Annotated in this window: 24 protein-coding genes; 14 read left to right on the top strand and 10 right to left on the bottom strand. The window is 59.7% G+C overall.

The window, feature by feature from the left end:
* Positions 1–19 precede the first annotated feature (19 nt).
* The 6 genes from KUIN1_RS00290 to KUIN1_RS00265 all read left to right on the top strand — a co-directional run bounded on the left by KUIN1_RS00290 (position 20) and on the right by KUIN1_RS00265 (position 6,133).
* On the top strand, positions 20–1,930 hold the full coding sequence (locus tag KUIN1_RS00290) for an ATP-binding cassette domain-containing protein (RefSeq protein WP_024640024.1): 1,911 nt from the start codon (positions 20–22) through the stop codon (positions 1,928–1,930).
* A 16-nt stretch (positions 1,931–1,946) separates the two neighbouring features.
* Complete coding sequence (locus KUIN1_RS00285) at positions 1,947–2,540, top strand: mechanosensitive ion channel family protein (protein ID WP_002551363.1); 594 nt, start codon at positions 1,947–1,949, stop codon at positions 2,538–2,540.
* A 67-nt stretch (positions 2,541–2,607) separates the two neighbouring features.
* Positions 2,608–3,240 (top strand): LysE family transporter, encoded by a 633-nt coding sequence (locus KUIN1_RS00280; protein ID WP_011266152.1) that lies wholly within the window; start codon positions 2,608–2,610, stop codon positions 3,238–3,240.
* A gap of 156 nt (positions 3,241–3,396) precedes the next feature.
* The gene (locus tag KUIN1_RS00275) at positions 3,397–5,295 is read left to right on the top strand and encodes a cytochrome c/FTR1 family iron permease (protein WP_103713863.1); all 1,899 of its coding nucleotides are present in this window, start codon (positions 3,397–3,399) and stop codon (positions 5,293–5,295) included.
* A 214-nt stretch (positions 5,296–5,509) separates the two neighbouring features.
* Entirely contained in the window at positions 5,510–5,737 is a 228-nt protein-coding gene (locus tag KUIN1_RS00270; protein ID WP_003401541.1) for a hypothetical protein, read from the top strand.
* Between the two features lie 93 nt (positions 5,738–5,830).
* On the top strand, positions 5,831–6,133 hold the full coding sequence (locus tag KUIN1_RS00265; RefSeq protein ID WP_011266149.1) for a hypothetical protein: 303 nt from the start codon (positions 5,831–5,833) through the stop codon (positions 6,131–6,133).
* Positions 6,134–6,177: 44 nt separating this feature from the next.
* Here the strand turns inward: KUIN1_RS00265 and KUIN1_RS00260 are convergent, their stop codons facing one another.
* Positions 6,178–6,468 (bottom strand): YheV family putative zinc ribbon protein, encoded by a 291-nt coding sequence (locus KUIN1_RS00260; protein WP_024651191.1) that lies wholly within the window; start codon positions 6,466–6,468, stop codon positions 6,178–6,180.
* Positions 6,465–8,552, bottom strand: a complete 2,088-nt coding sequence (prlC, locus tag KUIN1_RS00255) for an oligopeptidase A (RefSeq protein WP_162886025.1) — start codon at positions 8,550–8,552, stop codon at positions 6,465–6,467. The genes KUIN1_RS00260 and prlC overlap by 4 nt, the downstream gene beginning before the upstream one ends.
* 76 nt (positions 8,553–8,628) lie before the next feature.
* On the opposite strand from prlC, the gene KUIN1_RS00250 reads away from it, so the two are divergent.
* On the top strand, positions 8,629–9,174 hold the full coding sequence (locus KUIN1_RS00250) for a gamma carbonic anhydrase family protein (protein ID WP_058822572.1): 546 nt from the start codon (positions 8,629–8,631) through the stop codon (positions 9,172–9,174).
* Positions 9,175–9,345: 171 nt separating this feature from the next.
* On the opposite strand, the gene KUIN1_RS00245 is transcribed toward KUIN1_RS00250, so the two are convergent.
* Entirely contained in the window at positions 9,346–10,401 is a 1,056-nt protein-coding gene (locus KUIN1_RS00245) for an aminopeptidase (protein ID WP_103713862.1), read from the bottom strand.
* A gap of 288 nt (positions 10,402–10,689) precedes the next feature.
* Here KUIN1_RS00245 and KUIN1_RS00240 point away from each other — a divergent pair, with 288 nt between their 5' ends.
* Both KUIN1_RS00240 and KUIN1_RS00235 read left to right on the top strand, forming a co-directional pair.
* Positions 10,690–11,358: a hypothetical protein gene (locus KUIN1_RS00240; protein WP_024651192.1), complete on the top strand. Its 669-nt coding sequence runs from the start codon at positions 10,690–10,692 to the stop codon at positions 11,356–11,358.
* Between the two features lie 17 nt (positions 11,359–11,375).
* On the top strand, positions 11,376–11,801 hold the full coding sequence (locus tag KUIN1_RS00235; RefSeq protein WP_080267722.1) for a PA0061/PA0062 family lipoprotein: 426 nt from the start codon (positions 11,376–11,378) through the stop codon (positions 11,799–11,801).
* Here the strand turns inward: KUIN1_RS00235 and KUIN1_RS00230 are convergent, their stop codons facing one another.
* Complete coding sequence (locus KUIN1_RS00230) at positions 11,802–12,035, bottom strand: DUF1161 domain-containing protein (protein WP_003318449.1); 234 nt, start codon at positions 12,033–12,035, stop codon at positions 11,802–11,804.
* Between the two features lie 118 nt (positions 12,036–12,153).
* Positions 12,154–12,585, bottom strand: coding sequence for an OsmC family protein (locus tag KUIN1_RS00225; protein WP_003340074.1), 432 nt, complete (start codon positions 12,583–12,585; stop codon positions 12,154–12,156).
* A gap of 212 nt (positions 12,586–12,797) precedes the next feature.
* Here KUIN1_RS00225 and KUIN1_RS00220 point away from each other — a divergent pair, with 212 nt between their 5' ends.
* Positions 12,798–13,799 carry an LLM class flavin-dependent oxidoreductase gene (locus tag KUIN1_RS00220; RefSeq protein WP_103713861.1) on the top strand — a complete coding sequence of 334 codons (1,002 nt, stop codon included), beginning with the start codon at positions 12,798–12,800 and terminating at the stop codon, positions 13,797–13,799.
* 138 nt (positions 13,800–13,937) lie between these two features.
* Here the strand turns inward: KUIN1_RS00220 and KUIN1_RS00215 are convergent, their stop codons facing one another.
* Positions 13,938–14,162, bottom strand: a complete 225-nt coding sequence (locus tag KUIN1_RS00215; RefSeq protein ID WP_003318454.1) for a DUF1161 domain-containing protein — start codon at positions 14,160–14,162, stop codon at positions 13,938–13,940.
* 148 nt (positions 14,163–14,310) lie between these two features.
* Positions 14,311–14,526, bottom strand: coding sequence for a dodecin (locus KUIN1_RS00210; RefSeq protein ID WP_003318455.1), 216 nt, complete (start codon positions 14,524–14,526; stop codon positions 14,311–14,313).
* A 165-nt stretch (positions 14,527–14,691) separates the two neighbouring features.
* On the opposite strand from KUIN1_RS00210, the gene KUIN1_RS00205 reads away from it, so the two are divergent.
* A complete protein-coding gene (locus tag KUIN1_RS00205; RefSeq protein WP_003318456.1) occupies positions 14,692–15,018 on the top strand; it encodes a DUF883 family protein in 327 nt (108 codons plus the stop codon).
* On the opposite strand, the gene KUIN1_RS00200 is transcribed toward KUIN1_RS00205, so the two are convergent.
* Positions 15,019–15,975, bottom strand: coding sequence for a LysR family transcriptional regulator (locus KUIN1_RS00200; protein ID WP_116886536.1), 957 nt, complete (start codon positions 15,973–15,975; stop codon positions 15,019–15,021).
* Between the two features lie 79 nt (positions 15,976–16,054).
* On the opposite strand from KUIN1_RS00200, the gene trpB reads away from it, so the two are divergent.
* The 3 genes from trpB (at position 16,055) to KUIN1_RS00185 (ending at position 18,746) form a co-directional block, all read left to right on the top strand.
* Complete coding sequence (trpB, locus tag KUIN1_RS00195; RefSeq protein ID WP_003318458.1) at positions 16,055–17,284, top strand: tryptophan synthase subunit beta; 1,230 nt, start codon at positions 16,055–16,057, stop codon at positions 17,282–17,284.
* On the top strand, positions 17,281–18,090 hold the full coding sequence (gene trpA / locus KUIN1_RS00190; protein WP_024651193.1) for a tryptophan synthase subunit alpha: 810 nt from the start codon (positions 17,281–17,283) through the stop codon (positions 18,088–18,090). The genes trpB and trpA overlap by 4 nt, the downstream gene beginning before the upstream one ends.
* A gap of 125 nt (positions 18,091–18,215) precedes the next feature.
* Positions 18,216–18,746 carry an anti-virulence regulator CigR family protein gene (locus KUIN1_RS00185; protein ID WP_024651194.1) on the top strand — a complete coding sequence of 177 codons (531 nt, stop codon included), beginning with the start codon at positions 18,216–18,218 and terminating at the stop codon, positions 18,744–18,746.
* A 224-nt stretch (positions 18,747–18,970) separates the two neighbouring features.
* Here KUIN1_RS00185 and KUIN1_RS00180 read toward each other — a convergent pair whose 3' ends face one another.
* Together KUIN1_RS00180 and KUIN1_RS00175 are read right to left on the bottom strand one after the other, a co-directional pair.
* Complete coding sequence (locus KUIN1_RS00180; protein ID WP_116886537.1) at positions 18,971–19,795, bottom strand: alpha/beta fold hydrolase; 825 nt, start codon at positions 19,793–19,795, stop codon at positions 18,971–18,973.
* 213 nt (positions 19,796–20,008) lie between these two features.
* On the bottom strand, positions 20,009–20,341 hold the full coding sequence (locus KUIN1_RS00175; protein ID WP_058822568.1) for a DOPA 4,5-dioxygenase family protein: 333 nt from the start codon (positions 20,339–20,341) through the stop codon (positions 20,009–20,011).
* Positions 20,342–20,762: the final 421 nt, after the last annotated feature.

Raw genomic sequence — 20,762 nt, 5'->3', positions numbered from 1 at the left:
GGTAGACTCCGCCGCCATTATGATTCGACTTCAAAGCCTTACCTTACAGCGTGGTCCGCAACGTCTGCTAGAAGACGCCGAGCTGACTCTGCACGCCGGCCATAAAGCCGGTCTGATCGGTGCCAATGGCGCCGGTAAATCCAGCCTGTTTGCCCTGCTGCGTGGAGAGCTGACGCCGGATGCCGGCGACTGCCTGCTGCCCGCCGACTGGCGTATCGCGCACATGCGCCAGGAGGTCGACACGCTCGAACGCCTGGCCGTGGATTACGTGCTCGATGGCGACGAGCGCCTGCGCGAGGTACAGAGCTCGCTGGCCGAGGCCGAAGCCGCGCAGGACGGTGCCGCTCAGGCCCGTCTGCATTCGGAGCTCGACAGCGCCGACGGTTATACCGCCGACGCACGCGCTCGCAAGCTGCTGGCCGGGCTGGGCTTCACCAACGAACAGATGGAGCGTCAGGTCGGCAGTTTCTCCGGTGGCTGGCGTATGCGCCTGAACCTGGCGCAGGCATTGATGTGCCCCTCGGACCTGCTGCTGCTCGACGAACCGACCAACCACTTGGACCTCGACGCCATTCTGTGGCTTGAAGACTGGCTCAAGAGTTACCCCGGCACCTTGCTGCTGATTTCCCACGACCGGGATTTTCTGGATGCCGTGGTCGATCACATCGCCCATGTCGAGCAACGCAAGATCACTCTCTATCGCGGCGGCTACAGCGCCTTCGAGCGGGCTCGTGCCGAACGTCTGGCCCAGCAGCAACAGGCCTACGAGAAGCAGCAGGCGCAACGTGCGCACATGGAAAAGTACATCGCGCGCTTCAAGGCCCAGGCCACCAAGGCCCGTCAGGCACAAAGCCGGATCAAGGCGCTGGAACGCATGGAAGAGCTGTCGGCTGCGCACGTCGACTCACCGTTCAACTTCGTCTTCCGTGAGTCCGACAAGATCTCCAGCCCCTTGCTGGACCTGTCCGATGCGCGCCTGGGTTACGGCGACAAGACCATCCTCGAGAAGGTCAAGCTGCAACTCACGCCCGGTGCACGCATCGGCCTGCTGGGTCCGAACGGCGCAGGCAAGTCGACGCTGATCAAAAACCTCGCCGGTGAGCTTGAACCGCAAAGCGGTCGGCTGGTGCGTGGCGAAAACCTCACCGTGGGCTACTTCGCCCAGCATCAGCTCGACTCACTGGACGCCAAGGCGACGCCGTTGCTGCACCTGCAGCGCCTGGCACCGACCGAGCGTGAACAGACCTTGCGCGATTTCCTTGGCGGTTTCGACTTCCGTGGCGCGCGTCTGGATGAGCCGGTGCTGAATTTCTCCGGTGGCGAGAAAGCCCGTCTGGCGCTGGCGCTGATTGCCTGGGAAAAGCCCAACCTGTTGCTGCTCGATGAACCGACCAACCACCTTGACCTGGAGATGCGCCTGGCGCTGACCATGGCCTTGCAGGAGTTCGGTGGCGCGGTACTGGTGGTGTCTCACGATCGGCACTTGCTCAAGAGCACGACCGATGACTTCCTGCTGGTGGCCGACGGCCGCGTGCAGGCGTTCGACGGCGATCTGGATGACTACACGCGCTGGCTGGCCGATTACCGGCTGCGCAACGCTCCGGTCAGCAACACGCCCGTCAACGCCGACAAGACCGATAAGAAAGCCCAGCGCCAGCAGGCAGCGGCCTTGCGTCAGCAACTGGCGCCGCACAAGCGCGAAGCCGACAAGCTGGAGCGTGATCTGGGGCTGGTGAATGAGAAACTCGCCAAGGTCGAAGAAGCGCTGGCTGACAGCACCAACTACGAGGCGGCCAACAAGGACAAGCTGCGCGATCTGCTGGCCGAACAGGCGAAGCTGAAAGTGCGCGAAGCCGAGCTGGAAGACGCCTGGATGCAAGCGCTGGAACTGTTGGAATCAATGCAGGCCGAACTGGAAGCATTGTCGTGAGTGAGGCAGGGAAGTGATGGACATGTTGGGCTTGCCGGTATCCGCGTACTGGCTTGAACCGCTGCTGGTGGGTGCGCAGATTCTGCTGATCCTGCTGGCCGGTTACGTACTGCAACGCATCGTGGGTGGTTTTCTGACCGGGCTGGGCGAGCGCTATCCGTTGCCGCCAGAATTGCTGGTGCCGGTTCGCGGAGGCCTGCGCTGGTTGATCATGGGCAGCGCCTTTGTCCTCGTCCTGGGTCGACTCGGGGTGTCGGCCACGGTGCTGTGGACTGCACTGTCCGGCTTCGTCGCCGTCGCGGCGGTGGCGTTCTTCGCCATGTGGAGCGTGCTGTCGAACCTGCTCTGCGCCATTCTGATCTTCACCATCGGCCCGTTCCGCATCGGTGACATGGTCGAGCTGGTCGATACGCTGGACAAGCCGGGCGTGAAGGGCAGGGTGGTTGCCATCAACCTGATGTTCACCACCCTGATCGAGACCCCGGAAGCCGGTGGTGCGCTGGTCCAGGTGCCCAACAGCCAGTTTTTCCAGAAGTCGGTGCGCCGTTGGCGTGGCAGCGATCTGTTTCCGCAGATGGTGGTCGCAAAGCAGCCGGACGAGCAGGATTAGAAATCGTTAGCTTTGCAAAGCAACCCGCATTAATTTACTGAGCATTGGACTTTGCTTGAGGTGCACGATGGCGCTTGAAACGTGGCTGGGCTTTTTTGCGGCCTGCTGGATTATCAGTCTGTCTCCTGGCGCGGGCGCCATCGCTTCGATGTCCTGCGGCCTGCAATACGGTTTCTGGCGTGGCTACTGGAATGCCCTGGGCTTGCAGATTGCGTTGGTGGCACAGATCGCGATTGTCGCGGCAGGTCTGGGTGCCGTGCTGGCGGCCTCCGATATGGCGTTCACACTGATCAAGTGGTTCGGCGTCGCATACCTGGTCTATCTCGGCATCAAGCAATGGCGCGCCCTGCCAGCCGACCTGGCCGACGAATCTGCCGTGCGCCCTGTGGGCAAACCGATGACGCTGGTATTGCGTGGTTTTCTGGTGAATATCAGCAACCCCAAGGCGCTGATCTTCATTCTGGCGATCCTGCCACAGTTCATCGACCCGGCCGCTCCGCTGCTCATCCAGTACGCGATCATCGCGGCGACCATGGTGGTGGTCGATCTGATCGTGATGGCGGGCTACACCGGGCTGGCATCCAAGGTGTTGCGCCTGCTCAAGACGCCTCGCCAGCAACGTCGCATGAATCGCACCTTCGCCAGCCTGTTCGTGGGCGCGGCAGGTTTCCTCGCGACGTTGCATCGCGGTACGGCCTGAAACGTGTCGGTCTCGAGCCCTGAGCAGACATCCGTTTTGCTCAGGGCGACTGAAGGCTGAACGTAAGATTCTGTAACAAAAATAGACCTCGACTATTGAGTAGTGCCGTTGCGGCGTTAACAATGCAACGCTTCGCATTCCCGTCGAGATTCTGCAATGCCCGTCCATTCTCGTTTTCTTGCCTGGTTACTGTTGCCGCTCCTGGCGCTGGGCAGCTGCGTTGCGCTGGCCGACCCGGTCGAGGGTGCAGCCCAGGCGCTGCATCTGCTGGATTACCTGGGGGCCGATTACCCGGCGACCGTGGCAGACGGCAAGGTCGTGGACACCGTCAAGTACCAGCAACAGGTCGATAACCTGGCTGCGTTGCAGGGCCTGGTCGTTGCCTTGCCGCAGCGCGCCGGGCGGGATGCTCTGGAGCAGGCGGTCACCCAGCTGAAAAGCGCTGTGGCGGGTCGACAGGACGCTGCGCAGGTCACGCGTCAGGCGCGGCAGTTGAGTGCGAAGCTCGCGCTTGCCTACGAGGTCAGTCAGGCCCCGGCCATTACGCCGGACCCCGCCCGTGGCGCGCCTTTGTACGCCCAGCATTGCTCGGTGTGCCATGGCGACAGCGGTGCAGGGGATGGACCGGCAGGTATCGGCCTGGAACCGCCGCCCTCGAACCTGCGGGATACCGCGCGGCTGGATCGCCTGAGTCTCTACGATCTCTACAACGCGACCGGGCTGGGTATTGCCGGCACCGATATGCCTGCGTTCGCCGACCAGCTGGATGATCGCCAGCGCTGGGATATAGCGACCTATATCGCCAGCTTCAGCGCGCAACCTGTCGCCCAGCCTGCCAAGACCTTCAACCTCGCCGACCTGGCTCGCCAGACACCGGCCGAAATCCAGGCAGCCGAAGGTCAGGACGCTACCGCCACCTTCCGAGCCCAGCGCGCGCAGCCACCACAGGTACAGCGCGGCCCGGCGCAACTGCTGGATTACACCAGTGTAACGCTGGACAAGAGCCTGGCGGCCTACAAGGCCGGTGATCGCGAGCAGGCCTATGATTTGTCGGTCGCGGCGTATCTGGAGGGTTTCGAGCTGGTCGAAAGCTCGCTGGATAACGTCGACGCCAATGTGCGCAAGGACACTGAGAAGAGCCTGATGGCTTACCGGCAGTCCTTGCAGGACAGCATGCCGTTGCCTCAGGTTGCGCAGAAGCTGGAAGCAGCCAAAGGGAAGCTCAAGGAGTCGGCGGACCTGTTGGGCAGCGACGGCCTGAGCCTGTCACTGAGCTACATCTCGGGCCTGTTGATCCTGCTGCGTGAAGGGCTGGAAGCGATTCTGGTACTGGCGGCGATCCTGGCGTTTCTGCGCAACACCGGCCAGCAGTCTGCCGTACGCAGCGTCAACATCGGCTGGGGCCTGGCGCTGCTGGCCGGGCTGGCCACCTGGGCGCTCGCGGCGTATGTCATCGACGTCAGCGGTGCGCAACGTGAATTGCTGGAAGGCGCCACCGCGTTGTTCGCCAGTGTGATGGTGCTCTGGCTCGGGGTGTGGATGCATGACCGTCGCCACGCCGCTGCGTGGCAGGACTACGTCAAAAGCAGCCTGGTCGGCGGCGGCGGTCGTTTCGGCTTCGCGGTGCTGGCGTTCTTCTCGGTCTACCGCGAGCTGTTCGAAGTCATCCTGTTCTACGAAACCCTGTGGCTGCAGGCAGGACCGGCCGGACACGATGCCGTGCTGGCGGGCGGTGCCACGGCGCTGGTGCTGCTGGTGGGCCTGGCGTGGATCATCCTGCGCGGCTCGGCGAAGCTGCCGCTGTCGCTGTTCTTCGGCATCAACGCTGCGCTGCTCTGCGCACTGTCGGTGGTGTTTGCCGGTCACGGCGTCAAGGCGCTGCAAGAGGCGGGCATATTCGGCACAAGGCCGGTGCCGTTCTTCGAGTTCGACTGGCTGGGCATTCACGCCGACCTGTACTCGCTCGGCGCGCAGGCCATCGCCCTGATCGCCATTGCCGTGCTGTACGGCAGAAGTCGTCTGGCCGAGAAGCGCAGGCTGCAGACGGCAGACTGAAACTTCACGCGTGCTCAAGGACAAGCGGCGCCCGCCGCTTGTCCTGACTGTATGTTTAAGTGCTATTAAAGCCCTCCTTTAGATAGTTCCCGCCCTGTATAAAAAACCACCTGTTACTTCTGCCAGTAGACGCCCTTTTTCTTCAAGCATAGTGTAGCGAAACGCCAACTCGGCTATCGGGTACTGGCGCATTTACCTGAGAACGAGGTGGGTGATGGCCAAGTATGAGATTCGGTTGTGGGCTGAAGACATTGAGGAACATGACCATCCTGAAATAGCCATTGAATTTTATGAAAACGATGATTTGCAAGAGCATGCCTGGGTCAGGCTGCACCCTCATGGCAAGCACAAGATTCGCGGCGAACTGGGAAGGGACGAGGAAGTTCTGACCGACCTGGCATTGGCCTTCAGGAAGAAGGTGGCTGAGTTGGTGGATTGGTAAAGCCTGGTTACGCCTGTAACAAAACCTGACTTACACAGGTGCCGGAGAGGCTGGCAGTACTGGCATCTCAATCAATAAAAGAGGATTGAGAACATGGCTAATTATGAAATCAGGTTGTCCATGGAAGATTTTGAAGGCGACGGTATTCCCGAAATACTGGTGCAACACTGGAACGGAGACGAGATGGATGGCATGGCTTATGTAACAGCGTCCGATAAATATAAAGGTTTCGACACAGTAAAAAGTGGAGCCGACATCAACGAAGACGGCGTCACCAATACCCAGGACATCACTGCAATACTTGCCTTGGCCCAAGCCTATGCGGTCATGAATCTTTCCATAAAGCCGAAAGAAGAAAAAACCAACGATACGGGTACAGAAGAGCCAGTTAACTAATAGTGTGAGAGGGGGCGTTTACCGCCCCCCATACCTAATTGACTCTAGTCGCTCAAATCAACCGGCTTCTTCAACTTCGGATTCGGGAAGAACTGCACACCCTGCACCTTGGGATCAGCCGGCTTGACCACCGCCTTGTTGACCCGCGTGCCCAACTCCTTCGGTATCGAAATACCCTGCTCGTTGAGCGTATCGCTGTAGCCGCAACTCACGCACTCGCGATGCGGCACGTCGTTTTCGTTCCACATCATCAGTTTGTCGGGCTCGCTGCACGCCGGGCACACCGCCCCGGCGATGAAGCGTTTCCTGGTAATGACTACCGGTGTATCGGTCATGCTGCCGCGTCCTCACTCAAGCCACTGTGACGCAACAATGCGTCAATCGACGGCTCGCGTCCGCGGAAGTCGACGAACAGCACCATCGGTGCCTGCGAACCGCCACGTGCCAGAATGGCTTCGCGGAAGGCGCGTCCGGTTTCAGCGTTGAGCACGCCATCTTCCTCGAACTTCGAGAACGCATCGGCGGACAGCACTTCAGCCCACTTGTAGCTGTAATAACCGGCGGCGTAACCACCTGCGAAGATGTGCGCGAAGCTGTTCGGGAAGCGGTTGTAGGCAGGCGGACGCATCACTGACACTTCGTCGCGAATGCCTTCCAGCACGTCCAGCACGCTGCGGCCGTCGCCATGCGTGGCATGCAGTTCGAAGTCGAACAGCGAGAACTCCAGCTGACGCACCATCATCAGGCCGGACTGGAAGTTCTTGGCAGCGAGCATCTTCTCCAGCAGATCCTGCGGCAACGGCTCGCCGGTTTCGTAATGACCGGAGATCAGCGCCAGGCCTTCGGGCTCCCAGCACCAGTTTTCCATGAACTGGCTCGGCAACTCGACCGCGTCCCAAGCCACGCCATTGATACCGGATACCCCGGCATGCTCGACGCGGGTCAGCAGGTGATGCAGGCCATGACCGAATTCGTGGAACAGCGTGGTGACTTCGTCGTGGGTCAGCAGCGCAGGCTTGCCGGCGACAGCGGGTGTGAAGTTGCACACCAGATTGGCCACCGGGCTTTGCAACGTGCCTTGCGCCGTACGGCGACGGTCACGCGCGCCGTCCATCCAGGCACCGCCACGCTTGTTGGCGCGGGCATACAGATCGAAGAAGAAACGCCCGACGTGCAGGCCGTTTTCCTTGATCTCGAACAGACGAACATCCGGGTGCCAGGTGTCGAAGCCTTTCTGCTCGGCAATCTCGATGCCGTACAGGCGCTGGACGATGGTGAACAGGCCGCCGAGCACCTTATCGACAGGGAAGTAGGCGCGCAGGATTTCCTGGGAAACGCTGTAGCGCTGCTCGCGCAGCTTCTCGCCGTAGAAACCGCTGTCCCAGCTTTGCAGATCCGGGCAGCCCTGTTCGGCGGCATAAGCCTTGAGCTGCTCCAGGTCCTGAGCAGCAAAAGGCTTGCTGCGCTTGGCCAGGTCACGCAGGAAGCTAAGCACCTGGTCGCTGGACTCGGCCATCTTGGTCGCCAGGCTCAGTTCAGCGTAGTTGGCATAGCCGAGCAATTGCGCGAGTTCCTGACGCAGGTCGAGGATCTGCTCCATGACCGGCGTGTTGTCGTTCTTGCCGGCGTTCGGACCTTGATCCGATGCGCGGGTGGCGTACGCCGCATAGACTTCCTCGCGCAGTGCGCGGTCTTCGGCGTAGGTCATCACCGCGTAGTAGCTCGGGAATTCCAGCGTGATCAGATAGCCTTCCAGGTCCTTGGCCTTGGCCGCGGCGGCCATCTGCTGCTTGGCAGAGTCGGTCAGGCCGGCGAGGGCGGACTCATCGGCAACCAGCTTGGTCCAGGCCTGAGTGGCATCGAGCAGCTGGTTGGAAAACTGGCTGCCCAGCTCCGACAGTTTGCTCTGCACTTCGGCATAGCGCTTCTGCTGCTCTGGCGGCAGATCGATACCGGACAGGCGGAAGTCACGCAGCGATTGCTCCAGAATGGTCTTCTGGCCAACGTCGAAACTGGCGGCCTCGGGGCCATTGGCCAAGGCTTCATAGGCCTGGAACAGCGCGCGGTTCTGGCCCATCTCGGTGGAGTAGGCGCTCAAGGCCGGCAGGCACGATTCATACGCTTCGCGCAGCTCGGCGCTGTTGCACACGGCATTGAGGTGGCTGACGGGGCTCCAGGCAGCGCCCAGGCGGTCGTTCAGCTCGTCCATGGTCAGCACCAGCCCGGCCCAGGTCGGTGTCGAACCCTGTTTGGCGAGGATGTCGGCAATCGCGGCACGGTTATCCGCCAGGATCTGTTCGATAGCAGGTTTGACATGCTCGGCACGAATCGCCGAAAAGGGTGGCAGGTCGTACGATTGCAGAAGAGGGTTGTTCGCGCTCACGGTTTTGCACCTTGCCTTGAAGAAACACTCAGCCATCTTAATTACAATCGACGCCGACCGCAGCAACCAAACCCGCTCTACACGCCTATCACTGCCAAAGAAGGAGCCTATCGTGGCCATTCGCAAGTTTCAGGAGCACACCCCAGCCCTCGGCGAACGGGCCTTTGTCGATCATTCAGCGGTGGTAATCGGCGACGTCGAAATCGGCGCCGACAGCTCCGTCTGGCCGCTGACCGTGGTGCGCGGCGACATGCACCGGATCCGCATCGGCGCCCGCACCAGCGTGCAGGACGGCAGTGTGCTGCACATCACCCACGCTGGCCCCTTCAACCCGGACGGTTTTCCGCTGCTGATCGGCGATGAAGTGACCATCGGCCACAAGGCCATGCTGCACGGCTGCACAATCGGCAATCGCATCCTGGTCGGCATGGGCACCACCATCATGGACGGCGCGGTCGTCGAAGACCATGTGATCATCGGCGCAGGCAGCCTGGTACCGCCGGGCAAGGTGCTGGAAAGCGGCTTTTTGTACGTCGGTCGCCCGGTCAAACAGGTGCGCGCCCTCACCGAAAAGGAAATCGCCTTCTTCCCGTACAGCGCGACTAATTACGTGAAGCTCAAGGATCAGCATCTGGCTGAGGGGTTTGATAAGGGTTGAGGCCCGCTATTAATACTGCGCTCTGCACTCAGTCGGCCTTCAATTCTGGCCGAAGGCCGTAGGAGCGAGCCGGGGCGACGCTTCGCTTGTTCGCGAAGACCGCGGTTCAAACGCCCTTTGTGTGGGCGCTGTACCGACCTCTTCGCGAGCAAGCTCGCTCCCACAGGAGCTTCAAGGCATCAACGCCTGCAGCGCCGCCTTGCGCGCCTCGGCAGGCATCCCGCCCAGCTTCTCCACCGCTCGATAAAAAGCCTGCCAGTCGCCATTCTCCTGCCTGAACAACGTCTCGAACGCTGGCACCCATTGATCGTAAAGACCAAAAGGCAGCAGTTTAGCGTTGTTCATCGGGCTGTTGATCCAGGCATCGAAACGCTTGTCGCCAGCCCACTGCTCATCCCGCAACGCGCGGTAGTCACGGCGCATCCGCTCGAATTCCTCAGCCTTGCGCGCGCGCATCACTTCGGCCGACAGCGGCTGACGATAAAGCGCCTTGAGTCGCTCCCGGGTGTCGAGCACCAGCCGGGTAAACTGATCACGCCGTGCCGACTGCGAAACACTCTCCGGCGGCAATCCCCGCGCCGCACGCCATTGCCGCGTACCTTCCTGCTCGACGAAACTGGCGTAGGACTCATTGAACTCCGTGTCGTCCTTCACATAAAAACGCTGATGCGCCAATTCATGAAAAATCAGCGTGGCCAGACGCTCGTCACCCCAGCCCATCATCGAACTGAGAATCGGATCATTGAACCAACCCAGCGTCGAATAGGCTTCCACGCCACTCAAATACACATCCTTGCCCGCCTGCCGCTGCAACGCCGCCTCGCCACGCGCCCCGCCAGGGCTGTAATAACCGCGATACGCGACACACCCGGCAATCGGAAAACAATGCGTGACCGGCTCTAGCGAGAACTCATCCGTCGCGAACACATTCCACACCACATAAGGGCGGCCCAGATCCGCATACAGGCGATAACTCTGGTTATCCGGCAGATGCAAATGCTCGCTGGCAAACGCCCGCGCCAACTGCGACTGGGCCAGATGCCTGCGCAAACCTGCATCCCGAGTCGGGTCAGCAATGATCTTCTCCACCGGCTCACGGGCCTGCAGCAACTGCCACTGACCCTGCGCCAACTGGCTGTAGTAGGAAACGCTGGAGCAGCCGGTCAGCAGCGTAGCGGCCGTCAGCGCTAGCAGGTGGCGAAGGCGTGGCAGGGCGAATGTGGCCATGAAGGGAAGGGCTTTGGTGGCTTGGGTGCGGTGATGTTATGCCGGAGGGGAGTGGGGATGTGCAACTCTTATAAGGATTGCAAGGTATAGAGCCTCAATCCATGGACGAACTCGAACGTACCAAGCTGCGCGCCCGTGCAGAACGCCATTTTCATTAGACACAAACAGAAAACCCACCGTGCAGGTGGGCTTTGGGTATTGCTATATCATCTGTCCGTGGGGGGAGGCATAAGCCAGCTAGGCCCTCGGCTAGTGGACAGACTGTAGGGAGATTTGCAGTTGTCGTCAATGTCAGCTTTAGAGGTCGCAAAAGCAATCAGATTATCCATTTCATCTGCCCGGATTTCGACGTATGAAAACGCAGCGCTCGCTGTGGGCAGAGGTCTTGATGAGGCCATAACTTTATATGCCTGGAACGCCCTCGTCTCTGGAGCGTTCCTTACGCCTCTACACCTGTGCGAGGTGATTGTCCGTAACGGTGTTGCAGACGCAATCGCTTCGGTTTACGGCCCCCGGTGGCCTTGGAGTCCCGGCTTCGAGCAGAGCTTGCCGAATGTTACAGGTCCGGTTTTCAAGCCAAAACAAGAGCTTGCAAGAGCCAGACAGAAATGTGGCACAACCGGCGCCGTTATCGCAGAGTTGAAATTCGTCTTTTGGGAAAAAATGTTCACAAAACGGTTTGAAGGCCGTATCTGGGCCACCTATCTATACCGCTTTTTTCCAAACCTCGAAAAGTGTTTCACTGTATCTGCCCACCGAGCAAAGATCGCGGCTGATCTCGAACAAATTCGATTGCTTCGAAATCGAATTGCTCACCATGAGCCGATATTTTCACGAAACCTGAGAAGCGATTTTGCCGTTATCCAACGCTTGACTGAAACACGCTGCGCGGTCTCTGCAGACTGGATGAATGGCCAACAGCAAGTCATGTCAACGGTCGCCACTAAACCTTTTTAAGCAGAGGTACAACTTCGGTGCCATTCCGTCTTCTGATACTGATAACCGCACTCACCCTCGCCGGATGCGCCGGCCCCTTGCCTGCCGTCAATCCGGACATGGCGTGGGTCGACATGCGCACCATCACCGGCCAGTTGATCATGGGCGACAAGCTCGATGGCAGGAACACTTACGACGGGCGCTATTTTCAGGTCACCCCGGGCAGCCATGAGTTGCAGGTGCGTTATGACTATGAGTATCGCTCGGGCGGCATGGGGATGATCGGCGACGAGTACACCGAGATCACCTGTTACGTCAGTGTTCGTTACGACCACTTCGCTGCCGGGCAGCGTTATGTGCTGGAGGTACGCTCACTGGCGAACAGTGTCGACGCGTGGCTTTACGATGCAGAGCGCAAGGTGGTGGCCGAGGAGGAAGAAGAGGGCGGGGTGCACTGCATCTGATCAGCGGCCGTTGAGCTGATAGATGATTTTTTTCGTACCGTTGTCGCAGCTGCCGACGATCATGCTGGGATCGGTGGCTTCTTCGTTGCTCACGATTTCCAGCGTGTAGGACGTGACATTGTTGGCCTGGATCTTGGCCTCGATTTCAGCCTTGAGCTCTTCGCAGGATTTCGGCGCCGCCAGGGCGCTGGTTGCCAGCAGGGTGCAGGTCGCTGCCAGAATAAAACGTTTCATGCTCGACTCCTGATCATAATCAAACCATGCGTCAACCAACGCATGACCGATGAAGCAAGCCAGCTTTATACAGCAGATACAGGAGCGCACAAGGCGCCCCCGCAAGGCTGGCTGTGAATCAGCTCAGCAATGTAGCGTCCAGGGTGATCTTGGCGTTCAACACTTTCGAGACCGGGCAGCCTTCTTTGGCCTGCTTGGTCAGTTCGTCGAACTTCTCCTGGGTCGCGCCTGGCACTTTGGCCTTGAGGGTCAAATGCACAGCGCTGATCGCGAAACCGCCTTCTACCTGATCCAGCGACACTTCAGCCTGAGTATCGATGCTTTCAGCAGTCAGGCCTGCACCGCCCAGAATCATGGACAATGCCATCGAGAAACAGCCTGCATGGGCTGCGCCGATCAATTCTTCAGGGTTGGTGCCTTTGCCGCCTTCAAAACGTGCCTTGAAGCCGTAAGGTGCTTCGCGCAATACGCCGGTTTCCGTGGAGATGCTGCCGATACCGCTTTTCAGATCACCTTCCCAGTGGGCGGATGCTTTCTTGACGATGCTCATGGTGGCTCCTTTTGGAATGAATTTGGATCGTTGCTGTTACAGCATTCTGAGGATAGACGGCTCTGGAAAGTTCAACCGTCGGAAAGACCTACCGTTTCAGTAGGTTTTTCTACACTGCCCCATTGAAAAGCCGGACTTGCGCCCGCACTGCTGTTTCATCGTGGGCAGCTCCAGCAGCCGGCCCATCACAATTCGAGGAGCTACCCCGGCCTATGAAACGTCTGGCAGATGTAAAAATTTCCACCCTTGATCTGGTGCCGGTGCGCCACGACAAAGGCCCCGCCGAATCGCTGCGCAACTCGCTCAACCTCGCCCAGCATGTCGAAAAGCTGGGTTACAACCGCTTCTGGGTGGCCGAGCATCACAACATGGACGGCATCGCCAGTTCAGCGACCGCGGTACTGCTCGCCTACCTGGCAGGCGGCACGTCGACCATTCGTGTCGGGGCTGGCGGGATCATGCTGCCCAACCATGCGCCGCTGGTGATCGCCGAGCAGTTCGGCACCCTGGCCAGCCTGTATCCCGGCCGCATCGACCTGGGTCTGGGCCGCGCACCGGGCTCCGACCAGATGACTGCGCGTGCCTTGCGCCGCGAGCGCTCCGGCAGTGCCGATGACTTCCCGGATGATGTCACCGAGCTGATGGAATACCTGGGCCCGCGCACGCCTGATCAAAAAGTGATCGCCGTACCCGGTTCAAACACCAACGTGCCGATCTGGCTGCTGGGCTCGAGCCTGTTCAGCGCCCAGCTGGCAGGCATGCGCGGCTTGCCGTATGCGTTCGCATCGCACTTTGCGCCGCGCTACATGCACGAGGCGATTCGCGTGTATCGCAATCACTTCCAGCCATCGGAGGTGCTCGACAAGCCTTACGTGATGCTTGGCGTGCCCCTGTCGGCGGCCGACACGGACGAGCATGCCGAATACCTGGCAACGTCGGTTTACCAGCGCATTCTCGCGCTGATGCGTGGGCACAGCCTGATGCAGCGCCCGCCTGTCGAGTCAATGGACGGCCTGTGGCTGCCACACGAGCGTGAGGCAGTAGCAAGCTTCCTCGGGCTGGCGATGGTGGGTGGCCCGGAGAAGATCCGCGCCAAACTGGATGTGCTGCTCGAGCAGACCGACGCTGACGAGTTGCTCTTTACCTGCGACATGTACGAGCACCAAGACAGGTTGCGTTCCTACGAGATTCTGGCGCAGGTCGCGCACGGTTGAGCGACTTTCCGAATCGGAAAAAAACCAGCCACACACAGAAGCGCCCCGGACTGGATGACAGTCCGGGGCGATTCTGTTCGTGAAACCTGCAAACGGGATTAACCGGGCAAACCGGCCTGAGCCGGGCCCGGCTGGCAATCAACCGCGCTGGTAAACGATTTCCTTGGTGCCGCCTTCGCAGGTGCCGACGACTTGCTTGTCGGCCGCGCTGCCTTTCTCGACCACTTCAAGCGTGTAGGACGTTACGCCCTTCGCCTGGAGTCTGGCGTCGAGTTCACTTTTCAACTCTTCACATGGCTTGCCTGCCGCGAGGGCAGTGCCTGCAATGCTCAGCAAGCCTACAGCCAACAAAAACTTCTTCATGGGTAATCCCTCTCGTCCGGCCAAATGAAGACGCCATCGGAACAGGCGCCCATTGAAAATCCCCACGCTCACACATCAACCGTGTGGCCATATCAGTGTGTGTAGCGCAGGTTATGGCAATCGGCCAGTCGAAAGGTTCAGATCACCCTTAGCTGTTGGTGATGCGGAAGCCCACTTTCAACGTTACCTGGAAGTGCGCGACTTTGCCGTTTTCGATATGGCCGCGGGTTTCGGTCACTTCAAACCATTCCATCAGGTCGAGGCTTTTGCTGGCTTCGGCCAGGGCATTGTTGATGGCGTCTTCGATGGTGGTCGTGGAAGAGCCGACGATTTCAACTTTCTTGTACGTGTGATGATCGGACATGGCAGTTCTCCTGAGGTCTGAAAAAGACGCGATATAGAGCGCGCTCCCTGCTTCTGTCAGGAGAACGCGCGCAAAAGTTCAGACCTTTGCAAAAATCCCATCGCACTTTCCAAAAAGCGCGGAGTCCGAAACAACACGCCCAATCATCATTGCAGGAGAAACACCATGGCTACTACGTCACTTCGCAAAGCCTCGTTGCAGAGTATGGAAGCTGAAATCGAGAGCCTCCTGAAGTCCCTAGAGGGCCTGAAAGCCGACGCTACCGACGAGTCGCGCAAGACACTGAAGAATCTGAAAGCCAACGCTGAAAGCGCGCTGAGCCATTCGCGCAGCCTGCTCAGCGATGTCTACGAAGACGTCAAAGAGAAAACCCGCGAGAACGCGCTGGCAACCCGTGACTACGCTCAGGAACACCCTTGGACCACCGCTGGCGTTGCGGTAGGTGCCATCGGCCTGATCGCTGCCTACATGCTGTTCAAGCGCGGTAACTGATCAGTTTCTGATCGGTTCCCCGGACCGCTTCAGCTCATTTTTCAACCACTGAGCAAGCTGCTGCGCCCGTCCATCGGCCGCACGTCTGGGTACCCAAAGCGCCAGCTGCGCCGGGGTTTCACTGAAGCCCCATGGCGCAGCCAGGCGACCGGCTTTCAGGTCATCGATGACCAGAGGTTCCGGCGCAATCGCGATGCCAAGGCCTGCCACGGCCGCCTCCAGCAAATAATACAAATGCTCGAACCCCTGCCCGTAACGCAATGACTGCGGGTCGATGCCGTTCTGCTGCGCCCAGCTTGGCCACGCCTGCGGACGCGATGTGGTTTGCAGCAATGACTCTTCCAGCAACGCCTCGGCAGGTGCATCGCACAAACGCTCGAACCGCGCGAAGCGCGGGCTCAACACCGGTCCGATCCGCTCGCTTGCCAGTTCGAAGACCTGCATGTCTGCCGGCCATGGCGGCTCGGCGAATATCAGCAGGGCATCAAGACCTGGTCGACGCGGGTCAAGATCACCTTCGCCCGCCGACAAGTGCAGACGCAGGTCCGGCAGCTCGGCATTCAGGCGACTCAAGCGCGGGATGAACCAGCGCGCCAGCAGGCTGCCGGAGCACCCCAACACGAACGGCGCGTCTGCGCTGCCCTTGCTCAGCTCTGCACATACACCGCGCAACCGATCAAACGCATCGCCACTGACATCGCGCAGCCGAATACCGGCATCTGTGAGTTTCAAGCCTCGTCCGTCCTTGCTGAACAGGCTTGTACCCAAGTTTTCTTCAAGCACTTTCAATTGGCGACTGACAGCGCCATGCGTCACGTTCAGCTGTTCGGCCGCCTGACTGACACTGCCAAGCCGGGCAGTGCTTTCAAAGGCGCGCAATGCATTGAGGGGAGGAAGGTCGCGGCTCATGATCTGTGAGTTTTCCTGACAGGTTGCAGCGATCTTATCGGTTTTCATCCGGCCTTGCGCTGGTTAAAGTGAACCCATTGCCAATACGGCTCAACCTATTCGCCCAATACTGCAACTGGAGCACTTCATGACCCAGACCAATTTCCGCAGCGGCCCCGACGCCAACGGCCTGTTCGGCTCATTCGGCGGCCGCTACGTGGCTGAAACCCTGATGCCGCTGGTGCTCGACCTCAACCGCGAGTACGAAGCCGCCAAGGTAGACCCGGAATTCATCAAAGAAATGGCCTACTTTCAGCGCGATTACGTGGGCCGTCCGAACCCGCTGTACTTCGCCGAGCGCCTGACCGAGTTCTGCGGCGGCGCGAAGATCTACTTCAAGCGCGAAGAGCTCAATCACACCGGCGCGCACAAGATCAACAACTGCATCGGCCAGGTGCTGCTGGCCAAGCGCATGGGCAAAAAACGCCTGATCGCGGAAACCGGCGCCGGCATGCACGGCGTTGCCACTGCTACCGTTGCTGCACGTTTCGGCCTGCCTTGTGTGATCTACATGGGTGCCACCGACATCGAGCGTCAGCAGGCCAACGTGTTCCGCATGAGGCTGCTGGGCGCTGAAATCGTTCCGGTCACTTCCGGCACCGGCACCCTGAAAGATGCGATGAACGAAGCGCTGCGTGACTGGGTGACCAACGTTGAAGACACCTTCTACCTGATCGGCACGGTGGCAGGCCCGCACCCTTACCCGGCGATGGTCCGTGACTTCCAGGCCATCATCGGCAAGGAAACCAAAGAGCAGATGCTGGAGAAGGAAGGTCGTCTGCCGGACAGCCTGGTCGCCTGTGTCGGCGGCGGTTCCAACGCCATGGGCCTGTTCCACCCGTTCCTGGATGACGCCAGCGTGGAAATCATCGGTGTTGAAGCGGGCGGTCATGGCGTCAGCACCGACAAGCACGCGGCCAGCCTGAACGGCGGCGTACCGGGCGTGTTGCATGGCAACCGTACCTACCTGCTGCAGGACGGCGACGGTCAGATCACCGATGCACACTCGATCTCTGCCGGTCTGGACTATCCAGGCATCGGCCCGGAACACGCATTCCTGCACGAAGTGAAGCGCGTCGAATACGTCAGCATCACCGATGATGAAGCGCTGGACGCTTTCCATCAGTGCTGCCTGCTCGAAGGCATCATCCCGGCGCTGGAAACCGCTCACGCCCTGGCCGAAGCCATGAAGCGCGCGACCAACCTGCGCGATGACCACCTGATGGTCGTGTGCCTGTCCGGGCGCGGTGACAAAGACATGCAAACCGTCATGAACCACATGGCCGCCGCCGAACACACTCAGGAGCAGCTGGTATGAGCCGTCTAGAACATCGTTTCGCCCAGCTTAAAACCGAAGGTCGTGCGGCGCTGGTCACCTTCATCACCGCCGGTGACCCTGGCTACGACACTTCGCTGAAAGTCCTGAAAGGCCTGCCTGCTGCGGGTGCTGACGTGATCGAGCTGGGCATGCCGTTCACCGATCCGATGGCCGACGGCGTGGCGATTCAGCTGGCGACCCTGCGTGCTCTGGACGCTGGCCAGACCCTGCAGAAAACCCTGCAGATGGTCAGCGAATTCCGTGTCGACGATCAGACCACGCCGATTGTGCTGATGGGTTACTACAACCCGATCCACCGCTTTGGCGTCGAAGCCTTCGTGGCGCAGGCAAAAGAAGCAGGCGTTGACGGTCTCATCATCGTTGACCTGCCACCCGAGCACGATGCCGAGCTGGCGACGCCTGCACAGGCGTCCGGCATCGACTTCATCCGCCTGACCACGCCGACCACCGACGATGCGCGTCTGCCGCGTGTGCTGGAGCGCAGTTCCGGGTTCGTCTACTACGTGTCGGTTGCCGGTGTGACCGGTGCTGGCTCGGCTACCACCGAGCACGTCACTGAAGCCATCGCTCGCTTGCGCCGCCATACCAAGCTGCCGATCAGTGTCGGTTTCGGTATCCGCACACCCGAGCAGGCCGCAGCGATTGCGCGTCTGGCTGACGGCGTGGTCGTGGGCTCGGCCTTCGTCGACAAGATCGCCAGTGCCGAGTCGCCGGAGCATGCCGTCGATGGCGTACTGACGCTGTGCGCGGCACTGGCCGAGGGCGTACGCAGCGCTCGTCGCTGAGGGTAAAGTTTCTGATACAGAGGAATCAAAGCCTGAGCGGCGGCTCTATGTAGCAAGACACAAGGGGTTCATGACCAACGTCATGAACCCCTTTTTGCTGCATCGCGTGAGGCCGAGGAAACACCATGAAACTGCCAAACCGTTTTATCACCGGACTGGGTATCTTGATGATCAGCGCCAGTCCGCTGCTGCAAGCTGCACCACCTGATCAACGCGGTGATGGCCCGGACGACAACCGTGGTGCCCAACAGCCGGGACCGCAGAACGACGGCGGGCATAACCAGCGTGGCAATGACCGTGGACCGGGCAACGACAATGGCAGGGGCCCGGACAAGGGTCCGGCTAACCCGCCAGGCAGACAGGCACATCAGGACAACCGTGGCGGCAACCGCCCACCGCAGGATTTCGGCCCGGTACGCGAGACTTTCCAGCAACACCGCGACGTCATCGGTCGGGGCCAGCCGTTGCCGCCGGGCGTACACATCGCCAAGGGCCGCCCGTTGCCACCTGGTTACGGCAAACGCCTGGACAGCCGCTCGCTGCAATACCTGCCACAGTATGACGGCTACGAATGGCGCCGCCTGGGCACCGACGTGGTGCTGATCGCCGTGGGTTCGGGGATTGTGTACGCGATTCTGGATGGTGTGTTGAATTGATGGGGTGCTGACGTCCTTGAATGCGCGGCGACGCGCAAACGTGTGACACGGAGCGTCACGCAAGGCATTCCTCATCGTTATACACAAGTCCGCTTTTGATTCTGGCCGAAGGCCGTGGAAGCCTGAAAGCGCTGCATTCCCGGTTCTGTGTATAAAAGTGAGCACTACAGCGTGGTAGCGCCGCTCCGGAGGGTCTGCATCCGTCCCTGAAGGCGCGGCTCAGCTCAACCCTGCTTCTGGTTAACCCGCGCCAGGAACGTCATCAGCGCACCCGATACGAACGCCGGATTTTCCAGATTGGCGATATGCCCGGCCTCAGGCACCAGCACATAAGGGCAGCCGATCAGGCTGGCCATCTCACGCGTCTCCTCGGGCGGGCGTGGAATGTCTGCATCGCCACACATCACCAGCGTGGTGCCGGCATTCAATTGCTCGATCAAACCGAGCCGGTCATCACGACCGAAAATCATCCTTCCCAGCGGTACGACGGACTGACGCAACTGCTCGGCATTCATGCCGGCAAGCGCTGCACGAAACGACCTGTACACAGGCGACTGCGGATCAATGCCGGGACGGAAGAAGATCGGTACGACGATATCCAGCAGCGGCTCAGGAAAGCTCCCGACTTCTTCCAGCTTGTCGAGCAACGAGAAATAGTAGGCTTTCTTGGCCTCGGTCTCTTTGCCCAGATAGGTGTCCATCAGCACCAGCCCGGTGATGCGCTCTGGCGCGAGCAGCGCAGCGATTGCGCCCCACATACCGCCGACCGACAGCCCGACGATGCTGCAACGCTCGATATTCAAATGATCCAGCAGCGCCAGCGCATGCCGCGCCAGGTCATCGAGATTGCGCGTGCCCTCAGGAAACCCGCTGGAATCGCCATGACCCCACAGATCCGGCACGATCACCCGATACTGGCTGGCCAGCGTATCAATCTGTGCACTCCACATCGCCTTGTCCCAGAGATAGCTGTGACCGAGCAATACCACCGGTCCGGTGCCTTGGTCGGAATAGTGAAGTGTCTTACCGTCGATGAGTAGATCCGGCATTTCTGATGATCCTCTATTCTGGTCTTTCAGCATTCGATTCAAGCCGCCCGTAGCAGGCGAATTATCATGTTGAAGCGTATGCATGACCATCTTGTGGAAGTTTGCGCTGTAACGGACCTAGCGGTCATTTTTCAGCGGAGCTATCTTACATCGATCTTTTCAACGATGGATGCGCTAGTAACCGCAGAAGGAAAATGGCCAGGAAGCTGGCTATCAGCCAGCCAGCGAGCTCAAATTCAGAGGCCTGACCGCGCCCATCCAGATGGCATGATCGGTATGGTCGCGCAGCTCATCGCCCGTCAGAGGATGCAGAAACACCACCAGCCCATCGCGATTCAGCGCGAGCCACAACGTAACGTCAGCCAACTGCTCATGCCCGAACGCCAACTGACAACTCCAGTCCGGATGCGGCCCAACCAGCTTTTGATGGACGCGCCCCATCTGCACGGCAAATTTCTCGGTCGCGGCTTCGCACAACGCTCGCGCCTGATTGAGGGTTTGGGCGTTGAAATAGATGTGAGCGTGGTAGCCGTGGATTTCTTGCATTGAGGTAGGGGCTCATTTTGCGGCTGAAGACCTTACTGGTGCAGGTGTGTGACCAGCCTTGCTCGTTTTTCTCGTGTGTAGATCGATCGTAGATCCTGCATGATGGTTGGTAAAGCGGCCTCACAAAAAAGCCGTCCAACCCATAACGCTGGAGTTGGATGACCTTCTAAACGCACAACGCTACATCGTGTCAAAGAGTCTAAACTAACGCTCTCCGCCAACACAATAAATGTTGCACCGTAAATATCCTCAAGCTCAAACAAGACAAGCTTACCGATGAGAACTAGGTCCGGCTTCTGTAAGAAGCCAGCGTCTTTCAAGTCTTCTGGTTGAGGATTGCGCCCCGCATCAGAAAACCAAACGGCGCGCAATTTCTACTTCTTGATCGTTACTGGCATCGAAAAAATCTATCTTCACCTTT

Origin of the sequence: Pseudomonas sp. KUIN-1 (assembly GCF_009176725.1) — a bacterium.
GTDB lineage: Bacteria > Pseudomonadota > Gammaproteobacteria > Pseudomonadales > Pseudomonadaceae > Aquipseudomonas > Aquipseudomonas fragariae.
The sequence above is the reverse complement of the archived record's forward strand: the minus strand, read 5'-3'. Positions and strand labels throughout refer to the sequence as shown.

Excerpts from the sequence above, each read along its gene's own strand:
- KUIN1_RS00210 (WP_003318455.1), bottom strand. The coding sequence starts at position 14,526 with ATGTCCGATCATCACACGTACAAGAAAGTTGAAATCGTCGGCTCTTCC.
- KUIN1_RS00285 (WP_002551363.1), top strand. The coding sequence starts at position 1,947 with ATGGACATGTTGGGCTTGCCGGTATCCGCGTACTGGCTTGAACCGCTG.
- KUIN1_RS00290 (WP_024640024.1), top strand. The coding sequence starts at position 20 with ATGATTCGACTTCAAAGCCTTACCTTACAGCGTGGTCCGCAACGTCTG.
- KUIN1_RS00265 (WP_011266149.1), top strand. The coding sequence starts at position 5,831 with ATGGCTAATTATGAAATCAGGTTGTCCATGGAAGATTTTGAAGGCGAC.
- KUIN1_RS00180 (WP_116886537.1), bottom strand. The coding sequence starts at position 19,795 with ATGCCGGATCTACTCATCGACGGTAAGACACTTCACTATTCCGACCAA.
- KUIN1_RS00280 (WP_011266152.1), top strand. The coding sequence starts at position 2,608 with ATGGCGCTTGAAACGTGGCTGGGCTTTTTTGCGGCCTGCTGGATTATC.
- KUIN1_RS00275 (WP_103713863.1), top strand. The coding sequence starts at position 3,397 with ATGCCCGTCCATTCTCGTTTTCTTGCCTGGTTACTGTTGCCGCTCCTG.
- KUIN1_RS00260 (WP_024651191.1), bottom strand. The coding sequence starts at position 6,468 with ATGACCGATACACCGGTAGTCATTACCAGGAAACGCTTCATCGCCGGG.
- trpB (WP_003318458.1), top strand. The coding sequence starts at position 16,055 with ATGACCCAGACCAATTTCCGCAGCGGCCCCGACGCCAACGGCCTGTTC.
- KUIN1_RS00245 (WP_103713862.1), bottom strand. The coding sequence starts at position 10,401 with ATGGCCACATTCGCCCTGCCACGCCTTCGCCACCTGCTAGCGCTGACG.
- prlC (WP_162886025.1), bottom strand. The coding sequence starts at position 8,552 with ATGGCTGAGTGTTTCTTCAAGGCAAGGTGCAAAACCGTGAGCGCGAAC.
- KUIN1_RS00270 (WP_003401541.1), top strand. The coding sequence starts at position 5,510 with ATGGCCAAGTATGAGATTCGGTTGTGGGCTGAAGACATTGAGGAACAT.
- KUIN1_RS00240 (WP_024651192.1), top strand. The coding sequence starts at position 10,690 with ATGTCAGCTTTAGAGGTCGCAAAAGCAATCAGATTATCCATTTCATCT.
- KUIN1_RS00230 (WP_003318449.1), bottom strand. The coding sequence starts at position 12,035 with ATGAAACGTTTTATTCTGGCAGCGACCTGCACCCTGCTGGCAACCAGC.
- KUIN1_RS00185 (WP_024651194.1), top strand. The coding sequence starts at position 18,216 with ATGAAACTGCCAAACCGTTTTATCACCGGACTGGGTATCTTGATGATC.
- KUIN1_RS00200 (WP_116886536.1), bottom strand. The coding sequence starts at position 15,975 with ATGAAAACCGATAAGATCGCTGCAACCTGTCAGGAAAACTCACAGATC.
- KUIN1_RS00220 (WP_103713861.1), top strand. The coding sequence starts at position 12,798 with ATGAAACGTCTGGCAGATGTAAAAATTTCCACCCTTGATCTGGTGCCG.
- KUIN1_RS00215 (WP_003318454.1), bottom strand. The coding sequence starts at position 14,162 with ATGAAGAAGTTTTTGTTGGCTGTAGGCTTGCTGAGCATTGCAGGCACT.
- KUIN1_RS00225 (WP_003340074.1), bottom strand. The coding sequence starts at position 12,585 with ATGAGCATCGTCAAGAAAGCATCCGCCCACTGGGAAGGTGATCTGAAA.
- KUIN1_RS00175 (WP_058822568.1), bottom strand. The coding sequence starts at position 20,341 with ATGCAAGAAATCCACGGCTACCACGCTCACATCTATTTCAACGCCCAA.
- KUIN1_RS00205 (WP_003318456.1), top strand. The coding sequence starts at position 14,692 with ATGGCTACTACGTCACTTCGCAAAGCCTCGTTGCAGAGTATGGAAGCT.
- trpA (WP_024651193.1), top strand. The coding sequence starts at position 17,281 with ATGAGCCGTCTAGAACATCGTTTCGCCCAGCTTAAAACCGAAGGTCGT.